This window comes from Candidatus Nitrosocosmicus sp. T (assembly GCF_054408485.1).
Genome location: NZ_CP166992.1, coordinates 2401896 through 2425782, shown reverse-complemented (window position 1 = coordinate 2425782; position 23887 = coordinate 2401896). Strand labels below are relative to the sequence as shown.

Here is a 23887-nt window from a genome sequence, read left to right as displayed (position 1 = left end):
TGTTATGGTCTGTCAGATTCCTTTTAATTAGTCTTTAAAAGCTTGAACTCATTTCAAAATAATTTGACTTTGAATGTTTTTTATTTTGCCAATTTCTATCTGACTCTTGCTATTTACTCTACTCCTTCTCTACTTCATAATTTCTCTCAAGAATATAGACAGGGAAAACCTGATTAGAGAAAGTAAGATTAATCTTGGTAGAATAGAAAATAAAAAGAGAAAGGTAAATTGAAATACTATATAGGTTGTTGTGGATGGAAGGGCCAGGAATGGGCCAAGAATTTTTATCCTTCTGGATTGGATTCCACGCATTATCTTTCGTATTATTCTAAACAATTCAATCTTGTACATCTTGACCTTAGCAAGAGCTTGTTCCCTCCAGGCTCTGTTGCCTTAAAAAAATGGGCAAATGAAACTTTGGAAGATTTTCGATTCACAGTAAAAATTCCTCAAAATCTTATTAACAAAACTGCAACATCTGGCCAGTTTGAACCCGTTGGAAGGTTTTTAGGAGATTTAAATGTGTTAGAAGAAAAAATTCTTGTAATTTTATTATCACCGCCTCCACAAGTATCGTTACAAAATACTGGACGTACGTGGTTGGAGGGAATATTACATTACGCTACCGATCACGGATTTTCTACAGCAGTTGATTTTGGGATCAATAATACGTGGTACCAAGAATTAACTTACAATATTTTAAGAAGATATAATTCGTCTTTTGCTTGGTCAAATTCTGGACATCAATATTATTATCCCGCTGTTACTTCTAATTTTATTTTTCTTAACCTTGATAATGTCACTATAAATAATGACAAAGCTTCGAGATGGATCAATTTGATAAAGCAAAAGGAAAGGGAAACAGGTCATCCAAAGCATACCAATGAGGCTATTGATTATTCAATTATTGTGCTCCGTAATCCTTCTGCGGCTCATCTTATTCAAGATTTGATATCTTTCAAACCTGGCAGTGCTAACTCTTCAGAAAATTTACAAAAAACTTCTTCTACTACTCAAATCTGGCCGGGAAAAATTATCATGCACATCGATATGAATGCTTTTTTCCCAGCATGTGAAGAAATGAGAGATCCTTCTCTCAAAGATAAGGCACATGCCGTAATAATGACTCCTGAAAGAGAAGGCAAATTGATAACTAGAGGAGCCGTCGCTTCTTGTTCGTATGAGGCACGAAAATACGGTGTTAGATCTGCAATGTCTTTATCAAAAGCCAAGGAATTGTGTCCTACTCTTATACTGAAACCTGTAGACAAAGAATATTACAACTTGGTCTCTCAAGAGGTAATGCGGCTATTGGAGGAATATGCCGATGTATTGGAACAAACTAGTATAGATGAGGCATATATTGATTGTACTAAACAAATTATGCAGTATCAAGAACAGAATATTTCAATAGATGATCTTGTCGATGAGAAAGAAGTGGAAAATATGCCTCATAATTACACCGTTAAACATGACATACAAAAAGAGCTTTCAATCCGGGAATTTGCATTAAATATTAAAGATTCTATCAGGAGACAATGCAATGGACTGATTTGCTCAATTGGTGTAGCGTCAAACAAGTCAGTTGCCAAAATTGCATCTGATTTTCAGAAACCCGATGGTCTTACTATTGTTTATCCGCAAAATACTGTCGCATTTTTATCTACACTGACAGTAGATAGCATATCGGGCGTTGGAATAAAAACTACACAGATACTTAAAGACATAGGAATTGAGACTATAGGACAATTAGCCGATTCGAATATCCAGAAACTGGTTGATAAATTTGGTAAAAAACAAGCATTGTGGATGTGGCAGATAGCAAATGGCAAAGAAAATGAACTTGTTATACCTAGAGAAAACAACTTGTCTTTAAGTACGGAGGAGACATTGTTAAAACCCCTAATTAATAAAAGTGATATTTTGAATATTCTTGTTAATGATATGACTGATAATATTTATGAACGAGCAAGAAGGAAAGGATACGAGTTTAAAACTGTTGGAATTAAGTTAGTTAGGTCTAATTTTTCTATTGAAACTAGAGAAATTACCTTTCCGTCATATCAGATGAATAAAGAAAGTATAAGATCTGTTATGGGAACATTGTTGAACCGATTCAAATTCAAGGATGATGACAGCACTGAAGAGAATACCGAGGGAAATATTCAAGGTACTAATAATTATGATGTAAATTCCATTTATGTGAGAAAACTTGGAATTAAATTGTCCAATCTGTCAAAGATAGATAGAGATAAAAAAAATTCTCAAAAATCAATAATGGATTTCATTTGACGTTTATAGTACTTTTTACTTAAATTTTGATTATTATAGATATTTAGGATATTTTATAAATAAATACGCAGTAAGAATAATGTATTTTTTACCTTGATGATTGACATTGACATGTTCTATGATCCTTAAACTTATAAAAACAAGATTCTATTTGTTAATAGCCAATATTTTATGATCGTAACATCTTCCTTAAACCTCAAACATAAAATTATTTATGACAACGATATTTTAGAATTTCAAATAATTAGGACACGAAGAAGAAGAAAAACTAATGAAATCTTGATTGAATATGGTACTGTGTATGTACGAACTTCAACATCAACATCCATTAAAGAAATCGAGTCACTAGTAAGTAAAAAGGCAAAGTGGATAATTCAAAAAATCAAAGAACAAGATAACCCCGATGCAGTAATAAAAGTACCCAATTACCAAAATAATTCTACATTACCATATCTTGGAAGGAACTGTCGATTAAGGATTATTGGATATAATTCGAATCAATTGAGTTTCTCTAATGATGAATTCATTATTTACACGAATAAAAGAAACGTCAAGCGAATTTATGAACAATGGTTATTTAGCATGGCTTATTCGATTATTACTCCTTTAATTGTAAAGTATTCTAAACTTCTAAATGTGTCACCTAAGAAAATATTACTAAAGAAATTGAAAAGCAGGTGGGGCAGTGCGACTCACCATGATATGATAAATCTTAATATTCATCTTTTAAAGGCTCCACTCCATGTAATTGAATACGTCGTATTACATGAATTAAGTCATCTCATTGAGAGAAATCATTCTAAGCGATTCTGGCAAATAGTATCAGACAATATGAATGATTATAAAAGCAAAATAAGGTGGCTCAAAGTCAACGGCCCTTATCTCATATAGAGACTTCTTTAAAGATCAAATAATCCATTTCTGTGTTTTTTTGGTTAGCTTGTCATTGCTTTATTAGATTAGACATAAATCATTGTTACGGTCCTAGCGGTATTTTATGCCAAAAGGAATTTATTTTTCCATATCTGTTTATTCGAGGATCGGGGCGGGAGTGGTATAGCAAAGTTTTTAGTGAATATGTCTGGAATGGTGCCTCGATTTCATTTATCCATAACTTTTCTAAAAAAATCAGAGCCTTAACTGTAAATTACTTGTCATGTTAAACGCTAAATAAATAAAACAGATCTTTCAATCAATTGTGTGCTATTGCTAGAGATTCTTATTCCTTCCACGTGTGTAGTTATCTTTGCACTATTTTTTATTCTACTGTATGTCGAGCTTGCTAATGGCCAAAATGTGAATCCAGATCCGAGTCTATTTACATGTGATTCGTATGTTGGCAAGATTTATACCCTAAACACGTCCCTGGATTGTGATTTTAAGAATGGCATAGCAATAAGTACCAATAATACTGTCATTTATTTAAATAACTCTTCAATTTTAGGTTCGGGTTACTTGAATCCTTATACGGGTATTTTGATATCAAATAAAGAGAATGTTACCCTGAAAGGTAATGGAATAGTTGGTCATTTTCAAATTGGAGTCTATATAAATAACTCCAAAAATGTTAATGTATCTATAGTAAATTTCACCGGGAACGAAATTTCCATTTATGCAACCAATTCTTCGGGAATTTTAATCGACAATAATGAGTTCTATACTAATACTGCCGGAATAAAATTCTACTCAATTGATGATTCTATCATTTCAGATAATAGGTTTGATTCCAATGATATATCTTCTATTTCCCTATTTGGTTCTCATGATAATACAATAAATGGTAATCATATATCCAGCAGCTTAAACGGAATATTTGTTGATACTAAAAGTACAAATGCTACCTTGAATTCAAATCAGTTTACAAGAAGTTTTGGTGTAGATATAAACATAGGAAATGGAGGAAAATTTGACGATATCAATAATTTGATTTCAAACAACACATGCGCTATAAGTATACCTGAAACACTGTGTCTATAAATAGTTACAATAATTCATAATCCTTAATATATTAAATCTATAAATTATTCAAAATTTTTATATCATGTATGTATAGTAGGTTTCGACATATGAGTAATCAAGATGCCGAAAGGGATGAAATCAAAGACGAAACCCATGAACTACAAGACGATGATAACGATATAGAAGAAGAGGAAGACGATATCGACTTTGAAGGTGATGAAGATGATGAAGCTGAGGATAAAGAGGAAAACATTGATCCAGATCCTGATAAGGCCAACTGAATGATATACCCATTATTAAGTTGTTAAAAGAAGAAACAATAATCAGCTAATTGATGTATTCCTTCTTTTTGTTCTCTTTTGAAAGGTGGTCTGTGATATGATATCTGTTATACCAAAATAGAGCTCCCGACATAATTATAAAATCAGCAATGTAAAATAAATCCCACGGTAAAGCAGAAGCTGAACCGTTGATGAAATCATTTGTATAACCGTTATCTGCTACCGCATTTACCAATAACGAAATCGAAGCAAGTACCCAAGGTACAGAATGGTGAAACTCTTTGTATACATTCAATAATATTGTTATTGATGGAACAATTAAACATAAATCTAAAATTGGATAGAGTATTGTAATTACAAGATCCGACAATCCATAACCTTTTTCAGCAATATTTATTTCCTCGTTATTAAAGAGCGATTCTGGTATAGGTAGAAAGCTAACAAAATTGATTATAACAAATCCTATAATAACCGCGGAAATAATTGTAATAGTTATAGACAAGTTTCTAATCCTTATTGTTCTAATAATAGATATCAAATGAAAAATAAGAAACACGTACCCGCTTAACCAAAATATATCCAATAGAGTTATTTGCTTAAATTCATCCACATTTAAGACAAAATAAGAGTACATTATTCCCAAGTCTGCTGCAAACCACAATGCAATACCAACTGTTAAAAACAAGTAAGATTTTCCATGGCTTCCAGAAATTCCATGTCTAAAAACTGCGATTACGCCCAAACCCGTTGCAGTAGCACCTGTAATATTAAGACTAATTATTGCAATAACATGCTGAGAATGTCCGTCAGGAATTAATATTATGAATAAATCGACAACTATTATACTCGAAATTATCAGAATTATTAGGTACTTTAATGTTTTCTTATAATTTGTTTCGCTTGCCAATTTATCTTACGTGAATGCCCTTCATAATTACCTTAATTGAAGGTCTATTTATCTATTAGCAGTCACTTTTTTTGCATAATCGAAATTTGTGGGCTGTTTAGTCCTCTCTTATGGTTTTTATCGATCACTGCTATTTGTAATTTCATATTTTTTTGAAAAGTACATTAGATTGTTAAAATCGAATCTGCTCTATCGTATAAATCACTTCTCCCAATAAGTACCTTTAACAATTGCACTAGCTCTCGTTTAAATAATATATTTTATGAAGTCATCTTCATTCATAACCATGGTTAGTAATTATTGATGTAAATGTTCTAGATGTGTACCACAAGTCAAAAGATATGGTGTAATCGGTGAAAATAAAATGCCCTTTAATATTGTATTATTAATCGACGGAGTCGAATGAATTTTTCAATTTCTATAAATATAGGTACTTTGTTAAAACTATGATTACTTACAATCTTTTTTGGAAAACTTGCTATCCATAGTCCCGAATCTTGTCCATTAAATAATACCATAAATAAAGAGGTCTTTAAAGGGATCTACGATAGATTGCAGTCAAACACCGAAAAATATGGTGTGAAGAGCATTAAAGGATTCTATATGTCCATGCTTCAACATGAATTGATTATTATGGTTGAGGCCAACACTGCTCATGATATTGAACAGCTCTGCATTAATTCCGGTGTCTCTTCCTTTAATACAGTGAAAATAGTCCCTTTGACAAATTACAAGATGTCTAAGCAAACTTACTTGATATTTAACAAATTACCTGTTTTTTATTTTTTTATATATTTATAGAGAACCATATTATTATATCTTGATATTTTTTGGCTAGTGCGAATAATTTTGGAATAGAAAAGGGAAAGGGCGATGCAGCAATAAAATGGATAAACGAATTTATCATGAAAAATAATAAATCATTTAAAATTTCAATTACGAACAACCAATTGCATACCTTAAATTTTGGAGATTTCGATTTGGTGGAATGGAATGGTGATTGGAGTATAGCTAGAAACATCATAAAAAAATCAAGTTCAAAATTAAATATCAAAGTAATTGAGGCTGGATATCACAAAAAAGGTAATATTGTTGAGGCCTTTTTTGGAATAAGCCAAGAATATTGCAAAGTTTATAGCAGTGGAAAATTTATTGGAACCATAATTCTTAAAAAAAAGTCGGGTAATTGGATTGTGGACAAAGAGAAGCGTGGATAGCTAATGATCGGTTCTTATTTTCATATGGTATGACCAATCTATTAATATCGTCAGGAGGATATTCTTATCCCTTCATTTGTAATGTTTATATCTTTATTATTTGCATCGACCTTATCATGCATTATCCACTTTTGGGTTGGAAGAATAATATAGTTTTGTGTAATTGTGAGTTTTAGATCATCAACGTAAAAAATTCCACTAACTAGAATTGTTTTTTTATCTAGTATTCTTGATTCAAATACTATCTCACCAGTTTTATCCACAATCAAAATATGTTCGTGCTGGGATCTTTTTATTATCAAATCTGGAGAACAATACTTGCATGCGTTCTCTTCGACTTTAATTATTGATTTATTGTTAGCATCGACTATATTAATAGAAATAGAAGGATTGTGTAAGTCTGAAATTTGTTCTAGTTTGAATAAAGTTTTTTCGTTATACATTACGCTTCTTGGACTATTTGATATAAAGTTATTACCAACCAATAATGTAAAAGTCATATACTATGTGTGATCAAGTTCGTATCTATTTTATTCTTCTTATTTGACAATTGCACATACATTTAAAACTGTTCTAATATGCTCAAAGATCGTGTCACTAAATAGCGATATGGCGATTGGTGTAATCGGGGTTGGTATGTTAGGGACTGGAATAATAGAACGATTAATAGACCTAAATACTAAGGTTAATGTTTACAGCAGGAATAAATCCAAACTCCAATACTTCCAAGATAAGGGTGCACAAACATTTGGCGATGCCCGAACCGTGGCTGAACATAGTGATTTAATAATAACATGTGTTACTAATTTTGAATCATTAAAGGAAATTCTATTTCACACTGATGGTATAATGCAATGTAGTAACAAGGAACTAATCATTGCGGATTGTACAACAGTGAATTCTGATCAATCTTTGTATTGTTCAAATCTTGTAAGCAAGCGAAATGGATTTACGTTGCTGAGCACCCCAGTGATGGGTGGACCAAATGATGCCAGAAATGGTGAACTTATTTCTCTCGTTTCGGGAAATAAAGATTCTTTTCAAAAAATTTGTAATGTTTTAGAAAAAATTTCTAAACATGTATTGTATGTTGGCCAAGTCAATGGAGTTTCAAATTCTATGAAATTGGCACTTAATCTAAATATTGCTATAATTACTTTGGCCTTGTCGGAGGGATTGATTTTAGCCAAACACAGTGGAATAGATCCTAATCTTTATTTACAAATTCTTAATCTTACTAAACTTAAAACTGGAATTAGTGAAAGGAAGGGTCAAATGATGATAAGGAATGATTATTCTCCTTCGTTCTTCCTAAAAAACATGTTAAAAGATATAGATTTAATGATGGATGCTTCACAAAATTTGCGACTTTTTCTACCAATGACGTCCTTATCACAACAGCTTTTTAGGGCAGCTAACAACAATGAAGATAGAGGAAATAAAGATTACTCGGTAATTTACCAGTTTTTGGAAGATCTAAATCCCAAATGAACAGTCTAATGTGATCGATGAATAAATATTGAATTAGTATTACCATAACTATATTTTTATATTTTCTTTTTTTTATCAAATGTGGTTCGGGCAGTTATGCCCTTTAAAAGCGGTGGCATCGAATTTATTCTGGCTTTTTTCTTTGGATTAGTCCTCTTTAACGGTATAGGTCACATGTATATCGGCAAAGTGAGGAGTAGGGTGTTGGTTTTTTGCAATTGGGTTGGCTAATTTATTCACTGTTAATTGTTTTCTTGATTTTTACTATAGGCGTGGGTAAAAACCAATTTTTTGGTCTATATTCCAATCAGGATACAGTACCTGTAATTAATGACAATTTGATACTACGAAATAGTATAGATCCCAACTTTCTGCCCCTCCATCCCTATACTCCTTCTATTTATTATTGGAATAATTTATCTGGTATATTGAATAACACAAGTCGCAGATGCAAATCGACTGGACAAAAAATTCAACAGACATCTAGATGAAGAAAGTACTGTATTATGGGTACTAGCTGAAATTTACGTTTTCCATAGATTTATTGCATATTTTGAGTATACAGTCATTAACATGAATTGGTGATGAATATAGTATGATTATAATAATTATGTAATTATTATAATTATAATAATACGTCAAAACCCGATCAAATTCTAAGGTATTCTATGGATAACCCTAATTTCTCACAGTCATAGGAAAACTATATATCATTTAGTCACGCTATTATAGTATATCTTTATGCGAAGTGTTGACAGTAGTGAAGATCCTTTTGTAAAAATTGCATCTCTTATTGGAGGGGAAGAATATCATCATGTTGCCAAAGCGTTATTAAAAACTGAAGATTCAACTGACGAAGAAATAGCTATTGCAACAGGTCTTCGAATAAATATTATACGGAAAGTTCTCTATGATCTTTTTGGAAAGGCATTGATAACGGGTATACGCGTTAAAGATGAGAAAAAGGGGTGGTTTGTGTATAGGTGGAGAGCAAAGAGAGACAATGTAGACAATTTCATTGATAATCAGAAGAAGAAAATATTAGAAAGATTGCAAAATAGACTTGAATATGAAGAATCATCTGAATTTTACCATTGCGGTAATTCTGCTTGTGATAGAATAAAATTTGATTATGCAATAGAGTTATTCTTTAAATGTCCTAATTGTAAAGAACCATTGAATATGGTGGACAATAGCAAATTGAAAGATGCTCTAAGGTACAAAATAGAACAACTTAGTTCAGATACTGTAAAATAAGTTTCTTATTTTTTAATATTTTTGTAATGTAGAATTATTTCACCATTACTCTTTTTATGTATTCTTGACAACTTTACTTTTAAACTTTCATTTATTGTCTTGTAGCCTTCTCCACCAACTAAGGATATCGCGTTTTTCCCACCGATTATCATAGGAGATATCGTGATTATTATCTCATTAAACAAGTTATTTTTTATTATAGACCAATTAATTTCTCCTCCACCTTCAACTAAGACATTTGATACACCCTCCTCCTCTAATTGATTAAATAGTTTTTTCAAATCCACTTTTTCTGCGCTGTTTTCTTCTCCCTTCTCTTTGTCTTCTCTTCTTTGTTCCAACATAATTATTTTTAGACCTCTCTTCTCCAATTTTTTCAAATTTGTAGATGAGGCTTTAGAGGTTACCACCAATCTAGTTTCAATCTGATTTGCCGTTTTTACAATCTTGGAATGAAGGGGAATTCTAGCTTTACTATCTATTATAATACGAATAGGGTTTTTAGTGCCTTTTTTATTCATGCCATATCGGATTGTCAATAACGGGTCGTCATTTATGACAGTCGAAATACCCACCAAAATTACATCAGATTTGCGTCTTAACCTATGAAGACGTTTGAGATCCAATATCGATGAAATTTTTGTATCTCTATTAACAGTAGCGATCTTTCCGTCAATACTAGTAGCTGCATTTAGTATTATTTTCATTTCTCTCTGATACCTTTATCTTATTACTGTTTTTTCCATTACGAAATTACCATTAATCATCACCGCTTTTAATTGTCTCTCTGTGCATCTGTGTACAATTGACATATGGGGATCATGAATCGGATATAGATCTAAATCATATTTATCAATAAAAAGTAAATCTGCTTGAAATCCTTTTTCAATACTTCCGGTATTTAAGTTAAAAATTTTACCACCATTTACTGTAGCCATTTTTAGTACCTTCTTTGCATCGAGAAATCTGGTATCCTTTTCAACAGCTCTCTGACTCTTTATCAGAAAATCCATTTCTCTGAACATATCTGGAGAATTAAGCATAACGTTATCTGTTCCAATACCTAATTCAAATTTATATTCTAACATTTTTCTTATTGGTACAAAACCTGTTCCAAGCACTCCATTTGCTCTTGGACAAACGACTATTTTCTTTCTATTCTGATATAATAATTGCAGATCCGAGCTCGATGGATTGGTAACGTGAATATATATGTCGGGGTTTAATGTATTAAGTGTTCTTTCAATTTCTGTTTTTTTATAGTTTTTTGTGGATTCCATTACTGCTGTCTGGGCCTCCGCAGCATGTATTGCAATCAAGGGGTCTCTATTATGATTTTTGAATTCAGCTTGTTTTTGTTTATGCTTTATAACTATTTTATTATACAACCGTAACATCTCATCAGTATTTTCGTTTGCACCACTGATGCCAAAGCCATCGCAATTCTTAATTATCTCACTACCTTGACTAAAATTATCATTTTCATCTGTTAGGTTAGAATACCTTAAAGTTTTACTCGACCAATCATCTTTACCATTTTCTGGAAATCTATTGACGGTCTTTGTATCCTTGTAATTAGGATTAAAATCGATCCTTCCCAAAATAATTTTCTTTATGGGTAAACCTCCTACAGCATCTTGTACGAGGAATATTCCTTCTAGTCCTCCTTCTCTGAAATCCACAAAAGTAGTTATTCCATTATGTAACATTGACATTGCTGCGTTACTTATCATTTGAGTTAACTGGGATCTCGGAGTTCTTTCCAGTATAGTCCTTTTAATACCATACAGTGGATGTATTCTTTGATTTAAATCAGAATCAGCGGAGATGTCTTTTCCTATGGCGTCTCCTATATGAACATGCGAATTTATTAATCCAGGCAGGAGAATAAAACCTTCTGCATCAATAACTTCAATTTTATTATCTTTATTAACTGAATTAGTTATAGGGTTGCCTCTTTTTTCTGGATTTCTTTTGGATGAGGATACGTCTTCAATTATTCCATGTTCGTTAATTACTATTGATCCATTCTGAACTATTTGCAGCTCCTTGCCAACTAAAATATATGCATTTTTTATTAATGTCTTTTTCAAATCGATTCAAAAACGTTTATTATTTTTCCGCTTCTTCTGTACTCTCTTATTGTATCAAGCGACTTTGTTGCTCTCTCTGCAGCTCTTCTCGCGTTAATGCCATTTCCTATGCCGCAATTCAGCTTTATTCTCGTTGAGCTTATTAAAAAATTTACTATTTCTGTTATTTTTTTAATATGAATATCGTTTTTTGCGACAATCATAAAATTATCTCCACCCAAGAAGAAAGTCAAACTTTCTTCCTTGAGGAATGAATCTGATATTGCTAAATATAGTCTCATTATTAAATTTGTAATTTCATAGCTTGAATGATTTTCAGCTATCAAAGTGGAGCTATTGACGTCAATGTGTAGTATTTTCAAGTTATCAAGACTCTTATGATTTTGTATTTCGTTGGTTTGTTGACCTCTATGTATCTGGTAATTTTCTTTTATACCATAAATATTCGGAAAAATCGTGTTTTTTGCATCTTTCCTTATATCGTGTATTTTCTTGTCAGCTTCTAGTGGAGTTTTTCCAGTCCCTATCGTCATTGATATCTTTATATTTTCATTTTTTATCGAAAGTCTATCGTAGATTTCTTTATGATCTAATAAGCTTATTTGATTTGTCACTGCAATAAACTCATCAAATCGGTTAGAAAATACTAATCCGTTTTTAGCAGAAAAATATTTTTGGAGATCTGCATACATTTTTGACTGCAGAATTTGTAGTGCATATTCCCTGTCACTACCTAAGGTTAGAGTCCACGCACCGTAACCCTCTAATTTTATTACTGTTATTTGACAAACCAATCTAATCTACTATTTTTGTATCGTTGCTTTTCATTTTATAATCTCTCATTCTTTTTAGTCTCTTCACCATTGTAATCGCGGTATAAACTGCATGATGAGATGAGGAAATTATCCTTGCCTCGGCCTGATCAAAGGTCATATCTGGTCCAGTGATCCCTAAGGATATTGGTTTATTATATTTTAAAGAAAGTTCGCTAAGTAACTTGATTGTGCTGTTAGCTATTACTCTGTCATGACTGGTATCACCTTTTATTATGGCTCCCAGGGTTACTATTGCATCGACATCATTTTTTTTTAAAATCTCTTGTACTACCATAGGCATATCAAATACTCCCGGAACAAAGCAAACGTATGTTATTTTTGAGGAAAGTTCCTTTGCATATCTCTTAGCTTCACTTAGCATGGCAAAGGTTATTTCATTATTAAATTCTGAAACAACAATTCCAATTCTTATTTTCATCTCTGTTTTTCAAATGATTCTGCATATGTTATCAAATCTTTTGCCTCTATGATTACTAGATTGTTATCACTTGCATATTTGACTGCATCATCGTATGATAAGGCTTTGTAATTATATGGATCTAACATCTCACAAATGGTTGTGATGTTCGTCATATTTGCAATCTTGGTAAGAAAGATTGACATTTCTGTGTGTCCTTTTCTTTCATTGAGTAATCCTTTTGAAGCAATTAGAATAGGATTGTGTCCCGGTGTTCTAAAGTTACTACGAAACTTTTCAATGGTTGAATTCTGATTTTTCTGATAATCACTTAAATCATTACAAATATCTGCTAGTGATGAAATGGTTAAGGCTCTGTCACAATCAGTTATTCCAGTATAAGTGCTGATATGGTTTAGAGTAACGGAAAAAGAAGGTTTATCACCATATGGTGAGCTGTTACTATTAATAGAAGAAATGGTTTGATTCGTCGTCCCAAAAATATTTAGTACATCAAAAATAAATGGTAATCCCAATTTCGTAGCTATTTCTTTTGATATTGCAGTGCAAATCAACCCGCCAGCATCCTTTCTCATCGTAGCAATATGTTCTGGCGTTATGTTGTTAGAAGATACGACCATGTCAACCTCGTCTTCACGACCATCATCGTCATGAATTAAAACAAAATTTCCATTCATTAACGAAGTTATGGCTTCTGATATCTTTGTCAATCATATTTTTTTACATATTAATATTAATATATCTTACTATTTTTCTTGTTATTACCAGAAAGCTGGTAGACGTTTGCTATATACCTTGATAAAATATCTACTTCTATGTTTACTGTATCGCCAGCTTCCTTGATTCCTAGTGTTGTGTTCCCCAGCGTATGTGGAATCAATGCTATTTCAACAATACTATCTCTAACGTTTACGACAGTGAGACTTATTCCGTCTATTGCTATTGAACCCTTTTGAGCAATAAGAGGCAATAAATCTTTATTTAATATTTCTATTTTAATCCTACTTCCCAAGAGTCCTCGAACTAATTTTTTAATTATGCCTGTACCATCTATGTGACCTAGCACAAAGTGTCCTTCTAGTCTGTCTCCAACTCTGAGGCTCCTTTCAACATTTACTCTGTCTCCTATTTTTAAATCAATAAAATTAGTTCTATTGATGGTTTCATCAATAACCTGAAAAGTGGCTCTGGAATCGTTAATCTTTGAAACAGTCAAACATACTCCATTTAGTGATACACTATCTCCAATTTTGATATCTTTTGATTCTGGTAAAATTATAGTAATTTCGATATGGTGATTTGATTTACTATCGCTCTTTTTTTTATTCTTTTTACTTTTGCTTCTACTTATATTTTCTATTTCACATAAATATTCTGTAATTCCGGTAAACACACTTGATAGTAACTGAAAATATAATTTGAAGATTGTTACAATCCATTAAATGATGATGATGATGATGATGATTTATTTTTCATATCTCAAATCTAAAATTCTTTTAGCTTGTTTGTAATGCACGGCATCTATCATCTTTCCATCTAACTTTACTGCACCTGCGCTAGTGTTTTTTGCGCTGTCTAATGCTTGTACCATTTTTTTCTGCCCATTCAATGTCCTGAGATGAAGCGCTAAATACTGCATGTACATGCTCAATTTGAGACGGATGAATAATACATTTTCCATTATAACCCATCTTTTTGCCCTGCTCAAGATCTCTTCTCAAGCCGCTATGATCATGAATGTCTTGCCAGATAGAATCAATAGAGTCAATGCCTGCTGCTCTGGCATCTACCGGTACTTTTGCCCTGGCATACATAAAACCGGTGATCGTCTCTATATCCTGATTATCAATTTTCATATCGTGTAAGAAATCAAAAATACCAAATACCAACGCGGTTATTCTTTGGTCTGATTTAGCTATATTATACGCGTTAACTACTCCCAAAGCAGATTCAATCGACGGGATTATTTTGATTATCCCGCTTTGGATGTTTTTTTCTTTCTCTTCTTTATCTATTGTTTTTGAAATTTCTGCTATTTGTTTGTCATCATCGACCTTTGGAATTACAATTGCATCAATTCCCGGAGTGATGACTTTTTTCAAATCCGCGGCCACCTGATTAGATGTTGGTGAATTGATTCTTACCGCCAGTATTCGCTCCTTATTTATATCATTAATCTTATTAAACTCTTGAATTGTGCTTCTTACGGTTTCTCTCGCAATTTCTTTTTCTTCTTGAGGTACCGAATCTTCTAAATCATAACAGACAATGTCTGAATTTATTGTTCTAGACTTTTCTAAAAATCTTTGATTATTTCCAGGAATAAAAATTAGACTTCTTGATCTTCCCACAATATACTTGTATTTACAATTGGATATAAAAAAATTAAAGTTTTTGGGGATTGGTCATGATCTTTCCTATTTGTTCGGCCCCTGCCATCATAACATGACCTTCTACCATATTTGAAAAAGGCAATGTCGTATGAATCAGTGGCTTTAATTTATTCTTGCTTGTCCAATAAATGACCTGTTCTAATTCTGCCTTAGTCCCCTGAGTGGAACCAAGTAAGTTGGTACCCTTGAAGAATAAGTATCTTAAATCTAAAGTAGAATCATAACCTGTTGTAGCTCCTGTAGCAACGAGTGTGCCTCCCATTTTTAACAGCCCAACTTCTTGAGGAAAAACGTTCTTTCCAATGTGCTCAAACACTATATCTACTCCTTCCTTCTTGGTGATTTCTCTTACTTTTTTATACCAATCTGCCTCTCTGTGATTTACAACGTTATCTGCGCCAAGTTCCTGACATTTATCCATTTTTTGTTGGTTTCCTGCTGTGGCGATAACATTGCAATTATACAACTTTGCGATTTGAATGCCTACCATTCCTACACCACTTGTTCCACCCATTATCAATACGGTTTGACCAGGAATTATTCTTGCTCGTCCAACAAGCATATGCCAAGCTGTCATTCCCACCATTGACATAGCTGCAGCATCCTCAAAGGACACATTTTCTGGCAGTTTTGCCACATTTACTTCCGGCAAATGTGTATATTGAGCAAAACCTCCCCACAGGGGACCTGTTTGGAATCCCCATATAGTTCTCTCTTTACAATCATACTCTCTTCCTGCTGTACATTGCTCACATATTCTGCAACTCATATTAGAATGAGACACGACTCTGTCGCCCGCCTTGAACTTTGTTACATCTTCTCCTATCTCAACTACTGTTCCAGCTACATCACTTCCAGAAATATGGGGAAGTGGTGTTTTAACTGGGTCTCCCCATATTGCCCATAAATCATTATAATTATATGATGCCGACTCAACCTTTATCAAAACTTCATTTGCTTTAATTTTTGGTACATCGATGTCTTCAATTTTTACTACTTTAGTGGGATCCTTGTTATATTCTCTAAAAACAGCTGCCTTCATGGGGAGAAGATATTTTAAAAGCTTAATATAGTTAACTCAAAATCAAAGGTTACTAAATAATAACCTTTAAAACATATGCAAAAAAATTAAGAACTTGTTTCAAATTTTATCTTCTATTGATTTTAAAATCCCTTTTTGGTTGTTGAATTGTAGAAAGTATTTGTTTTAATTCATTGTCTGTTATTGCTCTATTTAATCTTCCAGTAGTAGCTGCGTTGAATAGATAATTTTCAACAGCTGAAGCAAGCTCTGGCTTTACCATCTTTACGTTTGTAAGTCTTTGTCTTGCCTCGGCATCTAATAACATCGCCAGGGCTTTTTGCTTCATTGCCTCAGCTTCAGCCTGCTGCCTTCTAATTTCATCGTCAGAAGGCTGATGAGATTGTGGGGAGCCAGACATACTAGATCCTCTATGCGTATCTTTCTAAATTTTTATTTAATTTAGATATATCTTTAAAAATCTCGGTGGCTAGTCTGTCAACTCTTTTCATACCTTCACTTGATATTGATCGGCCTTTGCCCTTTTTTTCTACATATCCTGATGCTTCCAACTGTTGCAATGCATTTCTGATGATCGCACCACCTGCATCTTTATGATGATCTAAGTTATAGCCAATTCTTTTTCTTCCTCCATAATAGCTTTTTAAATCAGATATTCCGATTGGACCGTGTAAATATACTTTTCTTACTAGAGATGCACATCTTGTATACCACCAGTCTCTGTTTTGGGGAATTTTTTCCACATGTGGCCCTGTTTTCACGTAACTAGCCCATTCTGGAGGATTTATTTTCTTATCCTTTTTAAGTTGATCTGATAATCTTAATATCAAGTCGTCTGCTGGAACATCAAATACCTTTGCCATTTAATATTACAAATTCCTTTGATCAATTTTCCCTTATAATCCTTATTCTTTATCTTGCTACCTGTTTGCCCCAAAAATATAAAATTTCAGGATTGATTGGGTTTTTCAATAATTTTTCTATAAGTGTGGCCACATAATTTACAGGTTATTCTCAAAGCCTTTGTGGTTGACCTTCCTACCCTAATACTTGAATCCCGACCCGGGATGATAAAGTTCTTACAATTCTTGCAAAAGAGAAGCTTGTACTCAAAAGGAATTTTTAGTTTATACTTTAATATGATTTTTTTAGCAATGACAATGTGGTGGTCAGAGAATTCATCCTTAGAATATAGTGCTCTATTAATCAAAACCTTCACTCTTTGCATTGCTATTTGTTTTATAACGCTCTTCTTCATGACAAACCTTATTGTGACTGATAGGCTTTTCGCATCATATATCTTTAAATAATAATTATTTCTCTTTAAATCAGTTTCATTTGTTAAATTTGATAATAGCGGATACTTCTCTTGAAACTATACCTATCAATGTTTTCAAGCATCATTCTCTTAAAAAAATTCGTAATAGTGGTAAAAAACCTGGAGAAATCTTGTTGGACCGATCTCTTCATCATTTTGCTATGATGTCCGCTAAATTGGACGAGGATTATAAGAGGGGGAGACCTGATATCCTTCACATTGCATTGCTGAATGCATTAGCTACTCCTCTATACAAAAGAAATCATCTTAGGGTGTTTATTCATACGATTGATAATAACGTTATTTTAATAGGGAATAATGTTAGGCTTCCCAAGTCTTACTCTCGATTCGAAGGTCTAATATTAAACCTTTTTAGAGATAAGAGAATAATCTCAGAAGATGGGCAATTATTATTGGATCTACGACCTAATACTAATTTTGGAGATCTTCTAAAGGAGTTTGTTAAACCTGAAATAGTATGGGGCTTTTCAACAACAGGTACTTTTAAAAGCCTTGAATCAATAGGCTCTGACTTAGCTTCATATACAAATGGATGTGTTGTTATAGGTGGCTTTCCAAAGGGATATTTCTCAAAAAATATTGATTCTTATTTTAACAAAAAGTTCTCTATCTCAGATATGGGATTAGAATCCCAAATAATTATCTCTCGATTGTTATATGAGTTTGAAAAAAATATTCTAGTCTAAAAAAATTAATGGGCTTATCTTGCCCTTCTGGCCATTGATGCTAATGCGTAAATTAACCCAATTCCTAAACCAACTGCTAACGGTATCCAAACTCCAAAAGCTTCAGGCGCTATCACAATTTGTAAGAATGACAACATTGAGGGTTATAGATCATGGATGTATATAAGGTTTGTATCGTATTATTTTTGTCTTTAAAACAATATTATTTAAAAAAACAATTGTTGTACTATAATATTTTACGTTGTAATTAATACAATACTTTTTATATTCTTCTGAAATCTTGAAGTTTTAAGGACTATGTATATTTACTTTAAATTACCCTATCGAACTGATTTTATATATGAAGATGCAGAAAGAGCTGCGAAAATTTTGTCCAAAGTGTAAAACTCATACTACTCAAGCTGTTTCTACTTATAAAAAGGGTAAAGATAGAAAGGGTGCTCAGGGTGCTAGGCGCCACGCAGAAGATAAAAAAGGCTATGGTGGTCAAAAATTCCCTGAATTAAAAAGGACTGCTAAAACTACTAAAAAAGTAACCCTGAAATATACTTGCAAAACTTGCCAAAGGAAGACGATGAAACAAGGGATGCGAATTAGGAAATTGGAGATCCAAGCTTAGTAGGAGTGAATGATTATGAAAAAAGATAACATTATGATCCCAAAACCTCGTAGCCATTTTGTAAAAGTTGAATGTAATTCATGTAAAAATATTAAGGTCTTGTACACTTACAGTACAAAACCTGTATTATGTCCGTCTTGTAATGCTGAACTTTTGGTGAATACCGGTGGCCAGGCCAAATTATTGGGAAAAATCTTGGAAACCTTGGATTAATTATTTTTTACTTATTTCAAATTCTACAATTCAATAATTTTTCTGCTTTTTTCAAGTCGCCGATCGTGTTTATATTATAAACTAATTCCAGATTATTCATAATCATTGGCACTTCTATGATTTGGTCTACATGCTCCAATCCGGCAACAGTATGAAAATCAAGTAACGAAATCCCAGTATAGCAATGATCTATTTTACTAATTTCTGTTACAAAAGTTGAGGGAACGAAATTGTTTTGAATAAATATTTTTTTGTCTACAACTATGGCTATACTGGGATAAATCTGTTTTAAATCTGTAATTTCATCTAGTGTTTTAGATGATATCAAAGGTAGATCGGCGGGTAAAAACAATATTTTATTGTTTACAAAATCTTGAGTTCTATTTTTCTCTTTGATTTCCTTACTTTTGAAGAATCGGAGTACATTTAGGTAATCAATGGAAAATCCACTACCAGTTGTCTCTACCAGTGTTACAACATTAAAGTATCTGCTTCTTAGGAACTCTTTGGTTTTTACTGTATTCTTACTCACCGCAGCATATATCTTAAAGTTCTTTTTTGAATTTTGTATCGCCTCTATCATATACTCGATAAGTGATTTGTTCTTCAATTCTAATAGGGGTTTTTCTACTTTTGATATGGAATTTGCATTCAGTCTACTTCCTTTTCCTCCACACATTAGAACACAATTAATCATTTCTCTTTTCTTGTCAATCTGATTTAGGAATTTGGCAACTAATTAAATTAGCTCCTCAATTATACAATCTTTACTTAATTTTCTAGGTAGTTTTACTATTATTAGCATATTTACTATTTGTTCAAATCGACAATTTAATTACCAATTAATTAACTGCATTAAGTTTCATTAAATTAAGTTTCCCCTTCATATATGCTCAGATTCAATGGATTATGGTTGGTTAGACTTGATTAAATATAAATTGGCTAGTTTCCTCATTCTATTTTTCTTGTTTTACATGTAATTTGTTTTATAGAAAAGTTTGAATTTCTTATGTTAGAGATAAGAGTGAACACAGTCTTACTATTTCGTTTGTTGCCCCCATCACATCTCCTGTAATTCCTCCAAAGTTCTTCTTTGAAACATATGTGACTACAAAATAACAAAAAATTCCTACAATAAATATCTGTAATCCGAGCATATTCATATTTGAAATTAAGATTATCAATATTATAGTAATGATTGTTGCAATGGCCATTTTCTTTTTTGATTTCATATTTTTTGTAAACAATGAGCTATACCCATCCCAAGCTGACTCACAATAATGCGATTGCAATACCATTGAATATTTCGATATTATTTCAGAAAGAATTATTCCAATCATTAATCTCTCCAAACTTGTGATTGAAGAAATTGCTATTACCATTCCAACAAGATATGCCGAAACCGCGACAGTTCCTGCTGCTCCAATTCCCGGGTCATGCATTACCTTGTATTTCTTGTCTTTGTTACCTCTCACCATAATACCATCAGCAAAATCTGCTAGAGCGTCAGTATGATGTATCCCTGTTAATAGTATCAAAAAAATTGCTACTATTAAGGAAGCTACAAACTGATTAAAGAAATAAAAGGATAATAATACTACAGGTATAGTTAACAGTCCTATTAATAATCCAATAAAAGGGAATAAGAACATTCTTTTTGAAATATTTTCTAAACCATCGTTCTTACTTAATTTTCCGATCGGTATTATTGTTAAAAATGATATAATTTCTAAGATGCTCCTAAATACCAAATAGTATTGCCCACCAACTAAAATGGTTCAAAATTACAATGACAGGAATTAGAAAACTGATTATAAATATCAATGTCGCTATTTTGGTTATTTTTAAGGATGTTTTGCATTTTTGGATGGTGAGTTGTTCTTTCATGTCTCCCAATTGATAATGACCAATTTTCTCTAACTGAATATTTAATCCTCCAGCCATAATTGACATTGGTATCCCTGCATTGAAGCTTTCCGTCTTTTTGTAGTCTCTTTTAAATATTCCTACCGCATTTTTCCAATCTCGTCCACAAACCATGATGGAGGCAATCAAAAATACTAATGACAGTCTTGCAGGTAGGGCATTTACAATGGTATCTAGTTTAGCTGACATCCATCCCAATTTATTATAGTACTCATCCTTGTACGCTATCATGGAATCTAGTGTATTTATGGTTCTATACATCATAGAACCTAGTGTATTTAAAAGCCCATAATAGAACAGTGGCGAGAGTATACCATCGACAAAACTTTCTGCTACACATTCAATACAAGCTGATAGAATTCCGGATTCTGATAGATTTCGTGTGTCTCTGCTGACAATTTTGGATAAATTTGTCCGGGCTTTAATCAGATCATTTTTGTCCAATTCCGCCAGTATTTCCTTGATATGCTTATCCATAGCACTTATTGAAAAGGTTGTTTTTAACATTGCTGAGGATACTATTACAAAAAAAATTGTGCCTAACAAATAAAAGGATTGTATAATAATACAATAAACTACTGCACTCACCAAGACTGTTAGTCCTAATGCTAATATCGATCCCATCACCTTTTCAAAATTTTCTTTCTCTTTTTCTTTTATATATCGGAAAGAATTCTTTTTTATTATTTTAGTAAAGAATTTTATAATTCTGCCAATCAGTACTACAGGGTGCATCTTATTTGGTGGTTCACCTATGGTTATGTCAATTAGAGTTGCAATAAATAAGATTGATATGATTTCTGTTACGAATTCAAGTGACATGTTTTAATATTTTCATCCAATTATTTTTTTTATGATATAATCCATATTGATTGATGATTCCACTTTTTCTGCAAACATACTAATTTCTGAGTCTAAAGTTGACTGACCTGTCGATTTTTGATAATTGTCTATCACGTCCTTTTTCTTATTTTCCTTCAAACTTCGTTTTATTTCATAGTCACTTTTATCTCCGTCCAAAGAGTCCTCTTCTGGAATATTGTGATCAATTTTAGGAATAATACCTAAAGTTGGTTTTTTTATTTTTGACTCGATTTTTTTTATTGCTGGGAATAGTATTGCATTATCTCCACGAAATTTGTTAATTAAAATTCCTTTTACTAATCGTTGATGTGATGGTTTTAATAACATCATTGTACCTAAAATGCTGGCGAAGCATCCTCCCCGTTCAATGTCTGAAACGAGGATTACTGGTGCATTTACTTTGGCTGCAAAAATCATGTTGGCGATATCATATTTTTGTATATTTATCTCAGCAGGCGAGCCTGCTCCTTCCAAAATTATTATTTCATATTTCCTTCTTAATTCCATGAAAGCGCCCAGAGCTATTCTCAAACCTTTATTGAGAACAAAATCTAAATAGAAGTCTTTGGCTTCCATGACCGACAAAAACTTACCGTTCGTATAAATTCTGCTTTTGTTGTTACCTATGGGCTTTAATAATATTGGATTCATACTGGAGTCAGGAATTACTCTACTTGCCATTGCCTGAATCGCTTGGGCATTTGCTATTATTTTATCTGTGTTTTTTATTTTATATGTGAATGAAGACATGTTTTGGGACTTAAATGGGGCAACTTTGAATCCTTTATTGGTCAAAATTCTGCATAGTGCAGTTACGAGCATACTTTTCCCAGCTCCAGAAGATGTCCCCTGAATCATTAACAGTTTTGATTTCAAAGCACTTCTTCCAATGATTCTAAAAGGACATTATTCTCTTTGGGAATCTTGATAGCTACTCTAATAAATTTGTCATTCATACCTGTGAAACTCTTACAGTCTCTTACGAGGATTCTGTTCTTTATTAATAATTCGCTGGTCAGGTCTGATGATGTTTTCTCATTTAGTATCTCAATCAAGAAAAAATTAACATCGCTAGAAATCGCCTTTATTTTCCTATTTTTTTTTAGTAACTTGAATATTCTTTTTTTTTCAGAAATGTTGTTTTTTCTTGCGGCTTTAATGTGAGATTTGTCTTTTAGCGCTTCTATGGCGGCTATCTGGGCTAACCCGTTTACGTTCCAGCTAATCAGATTGTTGTTTAGTTTTCGAATATTCTCTTTGCTCGATAGCGCATAACCTACTCTCAAACCTGCTAAGCCGAATGTTTTTGTAAGTGATCGTAATATCACCAAATTATTGGAATCTTTTATTATATTAACAAAATAATTATTGTCCTTTTCATTTCTGATATCGGTAAATTCAATGTAAGACTCATCTAGGAGTATTGGGATCTTTTTGTCGATTTTTTCTATTACTTCTAATATTTCCTTTTTGAAAAACTTTCCAGTAGGATTATTTGGATTGCATAAAAATAATGATCCTATTTCGTTGTCTGGATTATTTGTTAGCCTTGTAATAGAATCTGAATCAATTTGAAAGTTATTGTTAGGGGATACATGTACTAATTGCGATTTTCTGCGTTTTGCAGCAAGTTCATATTCACAAAACGTGGGGATTGGGATCAGCGTTTTTTTTCGCGTAAAAGCCGAGGCGAAATAATGTATTAATTCTGTGGCGCCATTTCCCGTAATTAAATTCTCATTAGTGTCAAGTTCAAGTTCACAATCTATGTACTCTATTATCTTTTTTTTTAATTCATTGCATTTTGGATCAGGATAGGTATAGGCTAGTTTAATATTGGATCTTAATTTTTCCAAAACTTTCTTGGAAATTCCAAGAGGATTTATGTTAGAACTGAAGTCTATTCTTATATTCTTTTGACCATTTGCAGAATAGATTCCACCATGATGACAATAGTCCAAAGTCGTCTCAATCAGATTATTTCTTATCTTTTTTTTTAGTATAACAAGATCTTTTCGCCTATTGTATAATAATTTTAGTTTTTTTTACGCTTT

The 23887-nt window shown here is 32.5% G+C and carries 30 protein-coding genes; 10 read left to right on the top strand and 20 right to left on the bottom strand.

Features of this window, described 5'->3' with window-relative positions; translation table 11 throughout:
- Window positions 1-228: 228 nt before the first annotated feature.
- The 4 genes from AB0A59_RS12420 (at window position 229) to AB0A59_RS12405 (ending at window position 4532) form a co-directional block, all read left to right on the top strand.
- Complete coding sequence (locus tag AB0A59_RS12420) at window positions 229-2292, top strand: Y-family DNA polymerase (protein ID WP_458744226.1); 2064 nt, start codon at window positions 229-231, stop codon at window positions 2290-2292.
- A gap of 171 nt (window positions 2293-2463) precedes the next feature.
- Window positions 2464-3183 carry a M48 family metallopeptidase gene (locus tag AB0A59_RS12415; RefSeq protein ID WP_458744224.1) on the top strand — a complete coding sequence of 240 codons (720 nt, stop codon included), beginning with the start codon at window positions 2464-2466 and terminating at the stop codon, window positions 3181-3183.
- Window positions 3184-3492: 309 nt separating this feature from the next.
- Window positions 3493-4269, top strand: a complete 777-nt coding sequence (locus tag AB0A59_RS12410; RefSeq protein ID WP_458744222.1) for a right-handed parallel beta-helix repeat-containing protein — start codon at window positions 3493-3495, stop codon at window positions 4267-4269.
- 89 nt (window positions 4270-4358) lie between these two features.
- Window positions 4359-4532 (top strand): hypothetical protein, encoded by a 174-nt coding sequence (locus tag AB0A59_RS12405; RefSeq protein WP_458744220.1) that lies wholly within the window; start codon window positions 4359-4361, stop codon window positions 4530-4532.
- 46 nt (window positions 4533-4578) lie between these two features.
- Here the strand turns inward: AB0A59_RS12405 and AB0A59_RS12400 are convergent, their stop codons facing one another.
- Window positions 4579-5439 (bottom strand): hypothetical protein, encoded by an 861-nt coding sequence (locus AB0A59_RS12400; RefSeq protein WP_458744219.1) that lies wholly within the window; start codon window positions 5437-5439, stop codon window positions 4579-4581.
- An 830-nt stretch (window positions 5440-6269) separates the two neighbouring features.
- Between AB0A59_RS12400 and AB0A59_RS12395 the strand changes: the two genes are divergently transcribed.
- On the top strand, window positions 6270-6656 hold the full coding sequence (locus AB0A59_RS12395) for a hypothetical protein (RefSeq protein WP_458744217.1): 387 nt from the start codon (window positions 6270-6272) through the stop codon (window positions 6654-6656).
- A 50-nt stretch (window positions 6657-6706) separates the two neighbouring features.
- On the opposite strand, the gene AB0A59_RS12390 is transcribed toward AB0A59_RS12395, so the two are convergent.
- Complete coding sequence (locus AB0A59_RS12390; protein ID WP_458744215.1) at window positions 6707-7156, bottom strand: hypothetical protein; 450 nt, start codon at window positions 7154-7156, stop codon at window positions 6707-6709.
- A gap of 91 nt (window positions 7157-7247) precedes the next feature.
- Between AB0A59_RS12390 and AB0A59_RS12385 the strand changes: the two genes are divergently transcribed.
- A complete protein-coding gene (locus tag AB0A59_RS12385) occupies window positions 7248-8147 on the top strand; it encodes an NAD(P)-dependent oxidoreductase (RefSeq protein ID WP_458744214.1) in 900 nt (299 codons plus the stop codon).
- Window positions 8148-8888: 741 nt separating this feature from the next.
- The gene (locus AB0A59_RS12380; protein WP_458744213.1) at window positions 8889-9404 is read left to right on the top strand and encodes a transcription factor; all 516 of its coding nucleotides are present in this window, start codon (window positions 8889-8891) and stop codon (window positions 9402-9404) included.
- Window positions 9405-9409: 5 nt separating this feature from the next.
- Here AB0A59_RS12380 and AB0A59_RS12375 read toward each other — a convergent pair whose 3' ends face one another.
- From AB0A59_RS12375 to AB0A59_RS12320, 12 genes are all read right to left on the bottom strand, one after another.
- Window positions 9410-10111 (bottom strand): dihydrofolate reductase family protein, encoded by a 702-nt coding sequence (locus AB0A59_RS12375; RefSeq protein WP_458744211.1) that lies wholly within the window; start codon window positions 10109-10111, stop codon window positions 9410-9412.
- A gap of 15 nt (window positions 10112-10126) precedes the next feature.
- Complete coding sequence (locus AB0A59_RS12370; RefSeq protein ID WP_458744209.1) at window positions 10127-11497, bottom strand: amidohydrolase family protein; 1371 nt, start codon at window positions 11495-11497, stop codon at window positions 10127-10129.
- The gene (locus AB0A59_RS12365) at window positions 11494-12291 is read right to left on the bottom strand and encodes a GTP cyclohydrolase IIa (protein ID WP_458744207.1); all 798 of its coding nucleotides are present in this window, start codon (window positions 12289-12291) and stop codon (window positions 11494-11496) included. The genes AB0A59_RS12370 and AB0A59_RS12365 overlap by 4 nt, the downstream gene beginning before the upstream one ends.
- Window position 12292: 1 nt before the next feature.
- The gene (gene ribH, locus AB0A59_RS12360; RefSeq protein ID WP_458744205.1) at window positions 12293-12751 is read right to left on the bottom strand and encodes a 6,7-dimethyl-8-ribityllumazine synthase; all 459 of its coding nucleotides are present in this window, start codon (window positions 12749-12751) and stop codon (window positions 12293-12295) included.
- Entirely contained in the window at window positions 12748-13461 is a 714-nt protein-coding gene (gene ribB, locus AB0A59_RS12355) for a 3,4-dihydroxy-2-butanone-4-phosphate synthase (protein ID WP_458744204.1), read from the bottom strand. The genes ribH and ribB overlap by 4 nt, the downstream gene beginning before the upstream one ends.
- Window positions 13462-13484: 23 nt before the next feature.
- Window positions 13485-14144 (bottom strand): riboflavin synthase, encoded by a 660-nt coding sequence (locus tag AB0A59_RS12350; protein WP_458744203.1) that lies wholly within the window; start codon window positions 14142-14144, stop codon window positions 13485-13487.
- A gap of 72 nt (window positions 14145-14216) precedes the next feature.
- The gene (locus AB0A59_RS12345) at window positions 14217-14342 is read right to left on the bottom strand and encodes a hypothetical protein (protein WP_458744201.1); all 126 of its coding nucleotides are present in this window, start codon (window positions 14340-14342) and stop codon (window positions 14217-14219) included.
- The gene (locus AB0A59_RS12340) at window positions 14308-15102 is read right to left on the bottom strand and encodes an HpcH/HpaI aldolase/citrate lyase family protein (protein ID WP_458744199.1); all 795 of its coding nucleotides are present in this window, start codon (window positions 15100-15102) and stop codon (window positions 14308-14310) included. Before AB0A59_RS12340 ends, AB0A59_RS12345 begins: the two co-directional genes overlap by 35 nt.
- Window positions 15103-15136: 34 nt before the next feature.
- Window positions 15137-16186, bottom strand: a complete 1050-nt coding sequence (locus AB0A59_RS12335; protein WP_458744197.1) for a zinc-binding dehydrogenase — start codon at window positions 16184-16186, stop codon at window positions 15137-15139.
- A 106-nt stretch (window positions 16187-16292) separates the two neighbouring features.
- Window positions 16293-16586: a DNA-binding protein gene (locus tag AB0A59_RS12330; protein ID WP_458744195.1), complete on the bottom strand. Its 294-nt coding sequence runs from the start codon at window positions 16584-16586 to the stop codon at window positions 16293-16295.
- 10 nt (window positions 16587-16596) lie between these two features.
- Window positions 16597-17049: a 30S ribosomal protein S19e gene (locus AB0A59_RS12325; protein ID WP_458744194.1), complete on the bottom strand. Its 453-nt coding sequence runs from the start codon at window positions 17047-17049 to the stop codon at window positions 16597-16599.
- Between the two features lie 86 nt (window positions 17050-17135).
- Complete coding sequence (locus AB0A59_RS12320) at window positions 17136-17444, bottom strand: ribonuclease P Rpr2/Rpp21/SNM1 subunit family protein (RefSeq protein WP_458744192.1); 309 nt, start codon at window positions 17442-17444, stop codon at window positions 17136-17138.
- Between the two features lie 89 nt (window positions 17445-17533).
- Between AB0A59_RS12320 and AB0A59_RS12315 the strand changes: the two genes are divergently transcribed.
- Window positions 17534-18211, top strand: a complete 678-nt coding sequence (locus AB0A59_RS12315) for a ribosome biogenesis protein (protein ID WP_458744190.1) — start codon at window positions 17534-17536, stop codon at window positions 18209-18211.
- A gap of 14 nt (window positions 18212-18225) precedes the next feature.
- Here the strand turns inward: AB0A59_RS12315 and AB0A59_RS12310 are convergent, their stop codons facing one another.
- Window positions 18226-18348, bottom strand: a complete 123-nt coding sequence (locus tag AB0A59_RS12310) for a hypothetical protein (protein WP_458744188.1) — start codon at window positions 18346-18348, stop codon at window positions 18226-18228.
- Between the two features lie 203 nt (window positions 18349-18551).
- On the opposite strand from AB0A59_RS12310, the gene AB0A59_RS12305 reads away from it, so the two are divergent.
- Both AB0A59_RS12305 and AB0A59_RS12300 read left to right on the top strand, forming a co-directional pair.
- On the top strand, window positions 18552-18830 hold the full coding sequence (locus tag AB0A59_RS12305) for a 50S ribosomal protein L44e (protein ID WP_144728764.1): 279 nt from the start codon (window positions 18552-18554) through the stop codon (window positions 18828-18830).
- Between the two features lie 15 nt (window positions 18831-18845).
- Window positions 18846-19043: a 30S ribosomal protein S27e gene (locus tag AB0A59_RS12300; RefSeq protein WP_458744186.1), complete on the top strand. Its 198-nt coding sequence runs from the start codon at window positions 18846-18848 to the stop codon at window positions 19041-19043.
- Window positions 19044-19059: 16 nt separating this feature from the next.
- Here the strand turns inward: AB0A59_RS12300 and AB0A59_RS12295 are convergent, their stop codons facing one another.
- The 5 genes from AB0A59_RS12295 to AB0A59_RS12275 form a co-directional block, all read right to left on the bottom strand.
- Entirely contained in the window at window positions 19060-19740 is a 681-nt protein-coding gene (locus AB0A59_RS12295) for an NTP transferase domain-containing protein (RefSeq protein WP_458744185.1), read from the bottom strand.
- Window positions 19741-20050: 310 nt separating this feature from the next.
- On the bottom strand, window positions 20051-20794 hold the full coding sequence (gene cobS, locus AB0A59_RS12290) for an adenosylcobinamide-GDP ribazoletransferase (RefSeq protein ID WP_458744183.1): 744 nt from the start codon (window positions 20792-20794) through the stop codon (window positions 20051-20053).
- On the bottom strand, window positions 20784-21791 hold the full coding sequence (locus tag AB0A59_RS12285; protein WP_458744181.1) for a cobalamin biosynthesis protein: 1008 nt from the start codon (window positions 21789-21791) through the stop codon (window positions 20784-20786). The genes cobS and AB0A59_RS12285 overlap by 11 nt, the downstream gene beginning before the upstream one ends.
- Before the next feature lie 12 nt (window positions 21792-21803).
- Window positions 21804-22709: a cobyric acid synthase gene (locus AB0A59_RS12280; RefSeq protein ID WP_458744179.1), complete on the bottom strand. Its 906-nt coding sequence runs from the start codon at window positions 22707-22709 to the stop codon at window positions 21804-21806.
- Window positions 22706-23794 carry a pyridoxal phosphate-dependent aminotransferase gene (locus AB0A59_RS12275; protein ID WP_458744178.1) on the bottom strand — a complete coding sequence of 363 codons (1089 nt, stop codon included), beginning with the start codon at window positions 23792-23794 and terminating at the stop codon, window positions 22706-22708. Before AB0A59_RS12275 ends, AB0A59_RS12280 begins: the two co-directional genes overlap by 4 nt.
- Between the last annotated feature and the right edge of the window lie 93 nt (window positions 23795-23887).

What these genes read in the sequence shown, in the direction of transcription:
- AB0A59_RS12310 (WP_458744188.1), bottom strand. Translation starts at nt 18,348, where the DNA reads ATGTTGTCATTCTTACAAATTGTGATAGCGCCTGAAGCTTTTGGAGTT.
- AB0A59_RS12335 (WP_458744197.1), bottom strand. Translation starts at nt 16,186, where the DNA reads ATGAAGGCAGCTGTTTTTAGAGAATATAACAAGGATCCCACTAAAGTA.
- AB0A59_RS12380 (WP_458744213.1), top strand. Translation starts at nt 8,889, where the DNA reads ATGCGAAGTGTTGACAGTAGTGAAGATCCTTTTGTAAAAATTGCATCT.
- AB0A59_RS12305 (WP_144728764.1), top strand. Translation starts at nt 18,552, where the DNA reads ATGAAGATGCAGAAAGAGCTGCGAAAATTTTGTCCAAAGTGTAAAACT.
- AB0A59_RS12415 (WP_458744224.1), top strand. Translation starts at nt 2,464, where the DNA reads ATGATCGTAACATCTTCCTTAAACCTCAAACATAAAATTATTTATGAC.
- AB0A59_RS12285 (WP_458744181.1), bottom strand. Translation starts at nt 21,791, where the DNA reads ATGTCACTTGAATTCGTAACAGAAATCATATCAATCTTATTTATTGCA.
- AB0A59_RS12295 (WP_458744185.1), bottom strand. Translation starts at nt 19,740, where the DNA reads ATGATTAATTGTGTTCTAATGTGTGGAGGAAAAGGAAGTAGACTGAAT.
- AB0A59_RS12405 (WP_458744220.1), top strand. Translation starts at nt 4,359, where the DNA reads ATGAGTAATCAAGATGCCGAAAGGGATGAAATCAAAGACGAAACCCAT.
- ribH (WP_458744205.1), bottom strand. Translation starts at nt 12,751, where the DNA reads ATGAAAATAAGAATTGGAATTGTTGTTTCAGAATTTAATAATGAAATA.
- AB0A59_RS12300 (WP_458744186.1), top strand. Translation starts at nt 18,846, where the DNA reads ATGAAAAAAGATAACATTATGATCCCAAAACCTCGTAGCCATTTTGTA.
- AB0A59_RS12320 (WP_458744192.1), bottom strand. Translation starts at nt 17,444, where the DNA reads ATGAAGAAGAGCGTTATAAAACAAATAGCAATGCAAAGAGTGAAGGTT.
- AB0A59_RS12325 (WP_458744194.1), bottom strand. Translation starts at nt 17,049, where the DNA reads ATGGCAAAGGTATTTGATGTTCCAGCAGACGACTTGATATTAAGATTA.
- AB0A59_RS12330 (WP_458744195.1), bottom strand. Translation starts at nt 16,586, where the DNA reads ATGTCTGGCTCCCCACAATCTCATCAGCCTTCTGACGATGAAATTAGA.
- AB0A59_RS12390 (WP_458744215.1), bottom strand. Translation starts at nt 7,156, where the DNA reads ATGACTTTTACATTATTGGTTGGTAATAACTTTATATCAAATAGTCCA.
- AB0A59_RS12375 (WP_458744211.1), bottom strand. Translation starts at nt 10,111, where the DNA reads ATGAAAATAATACTAAATGCAGCTACTAGTATTGACGGAAAGATCGCT.
- AB0A59_RS12345 (WP_458744201.1), bottom strand. Translation starts at nt 14,342, where the DNA reads ATGGTACAAGCATTAGACAGCGCAAAAAACACTAGCGCAGGTGCAGTA.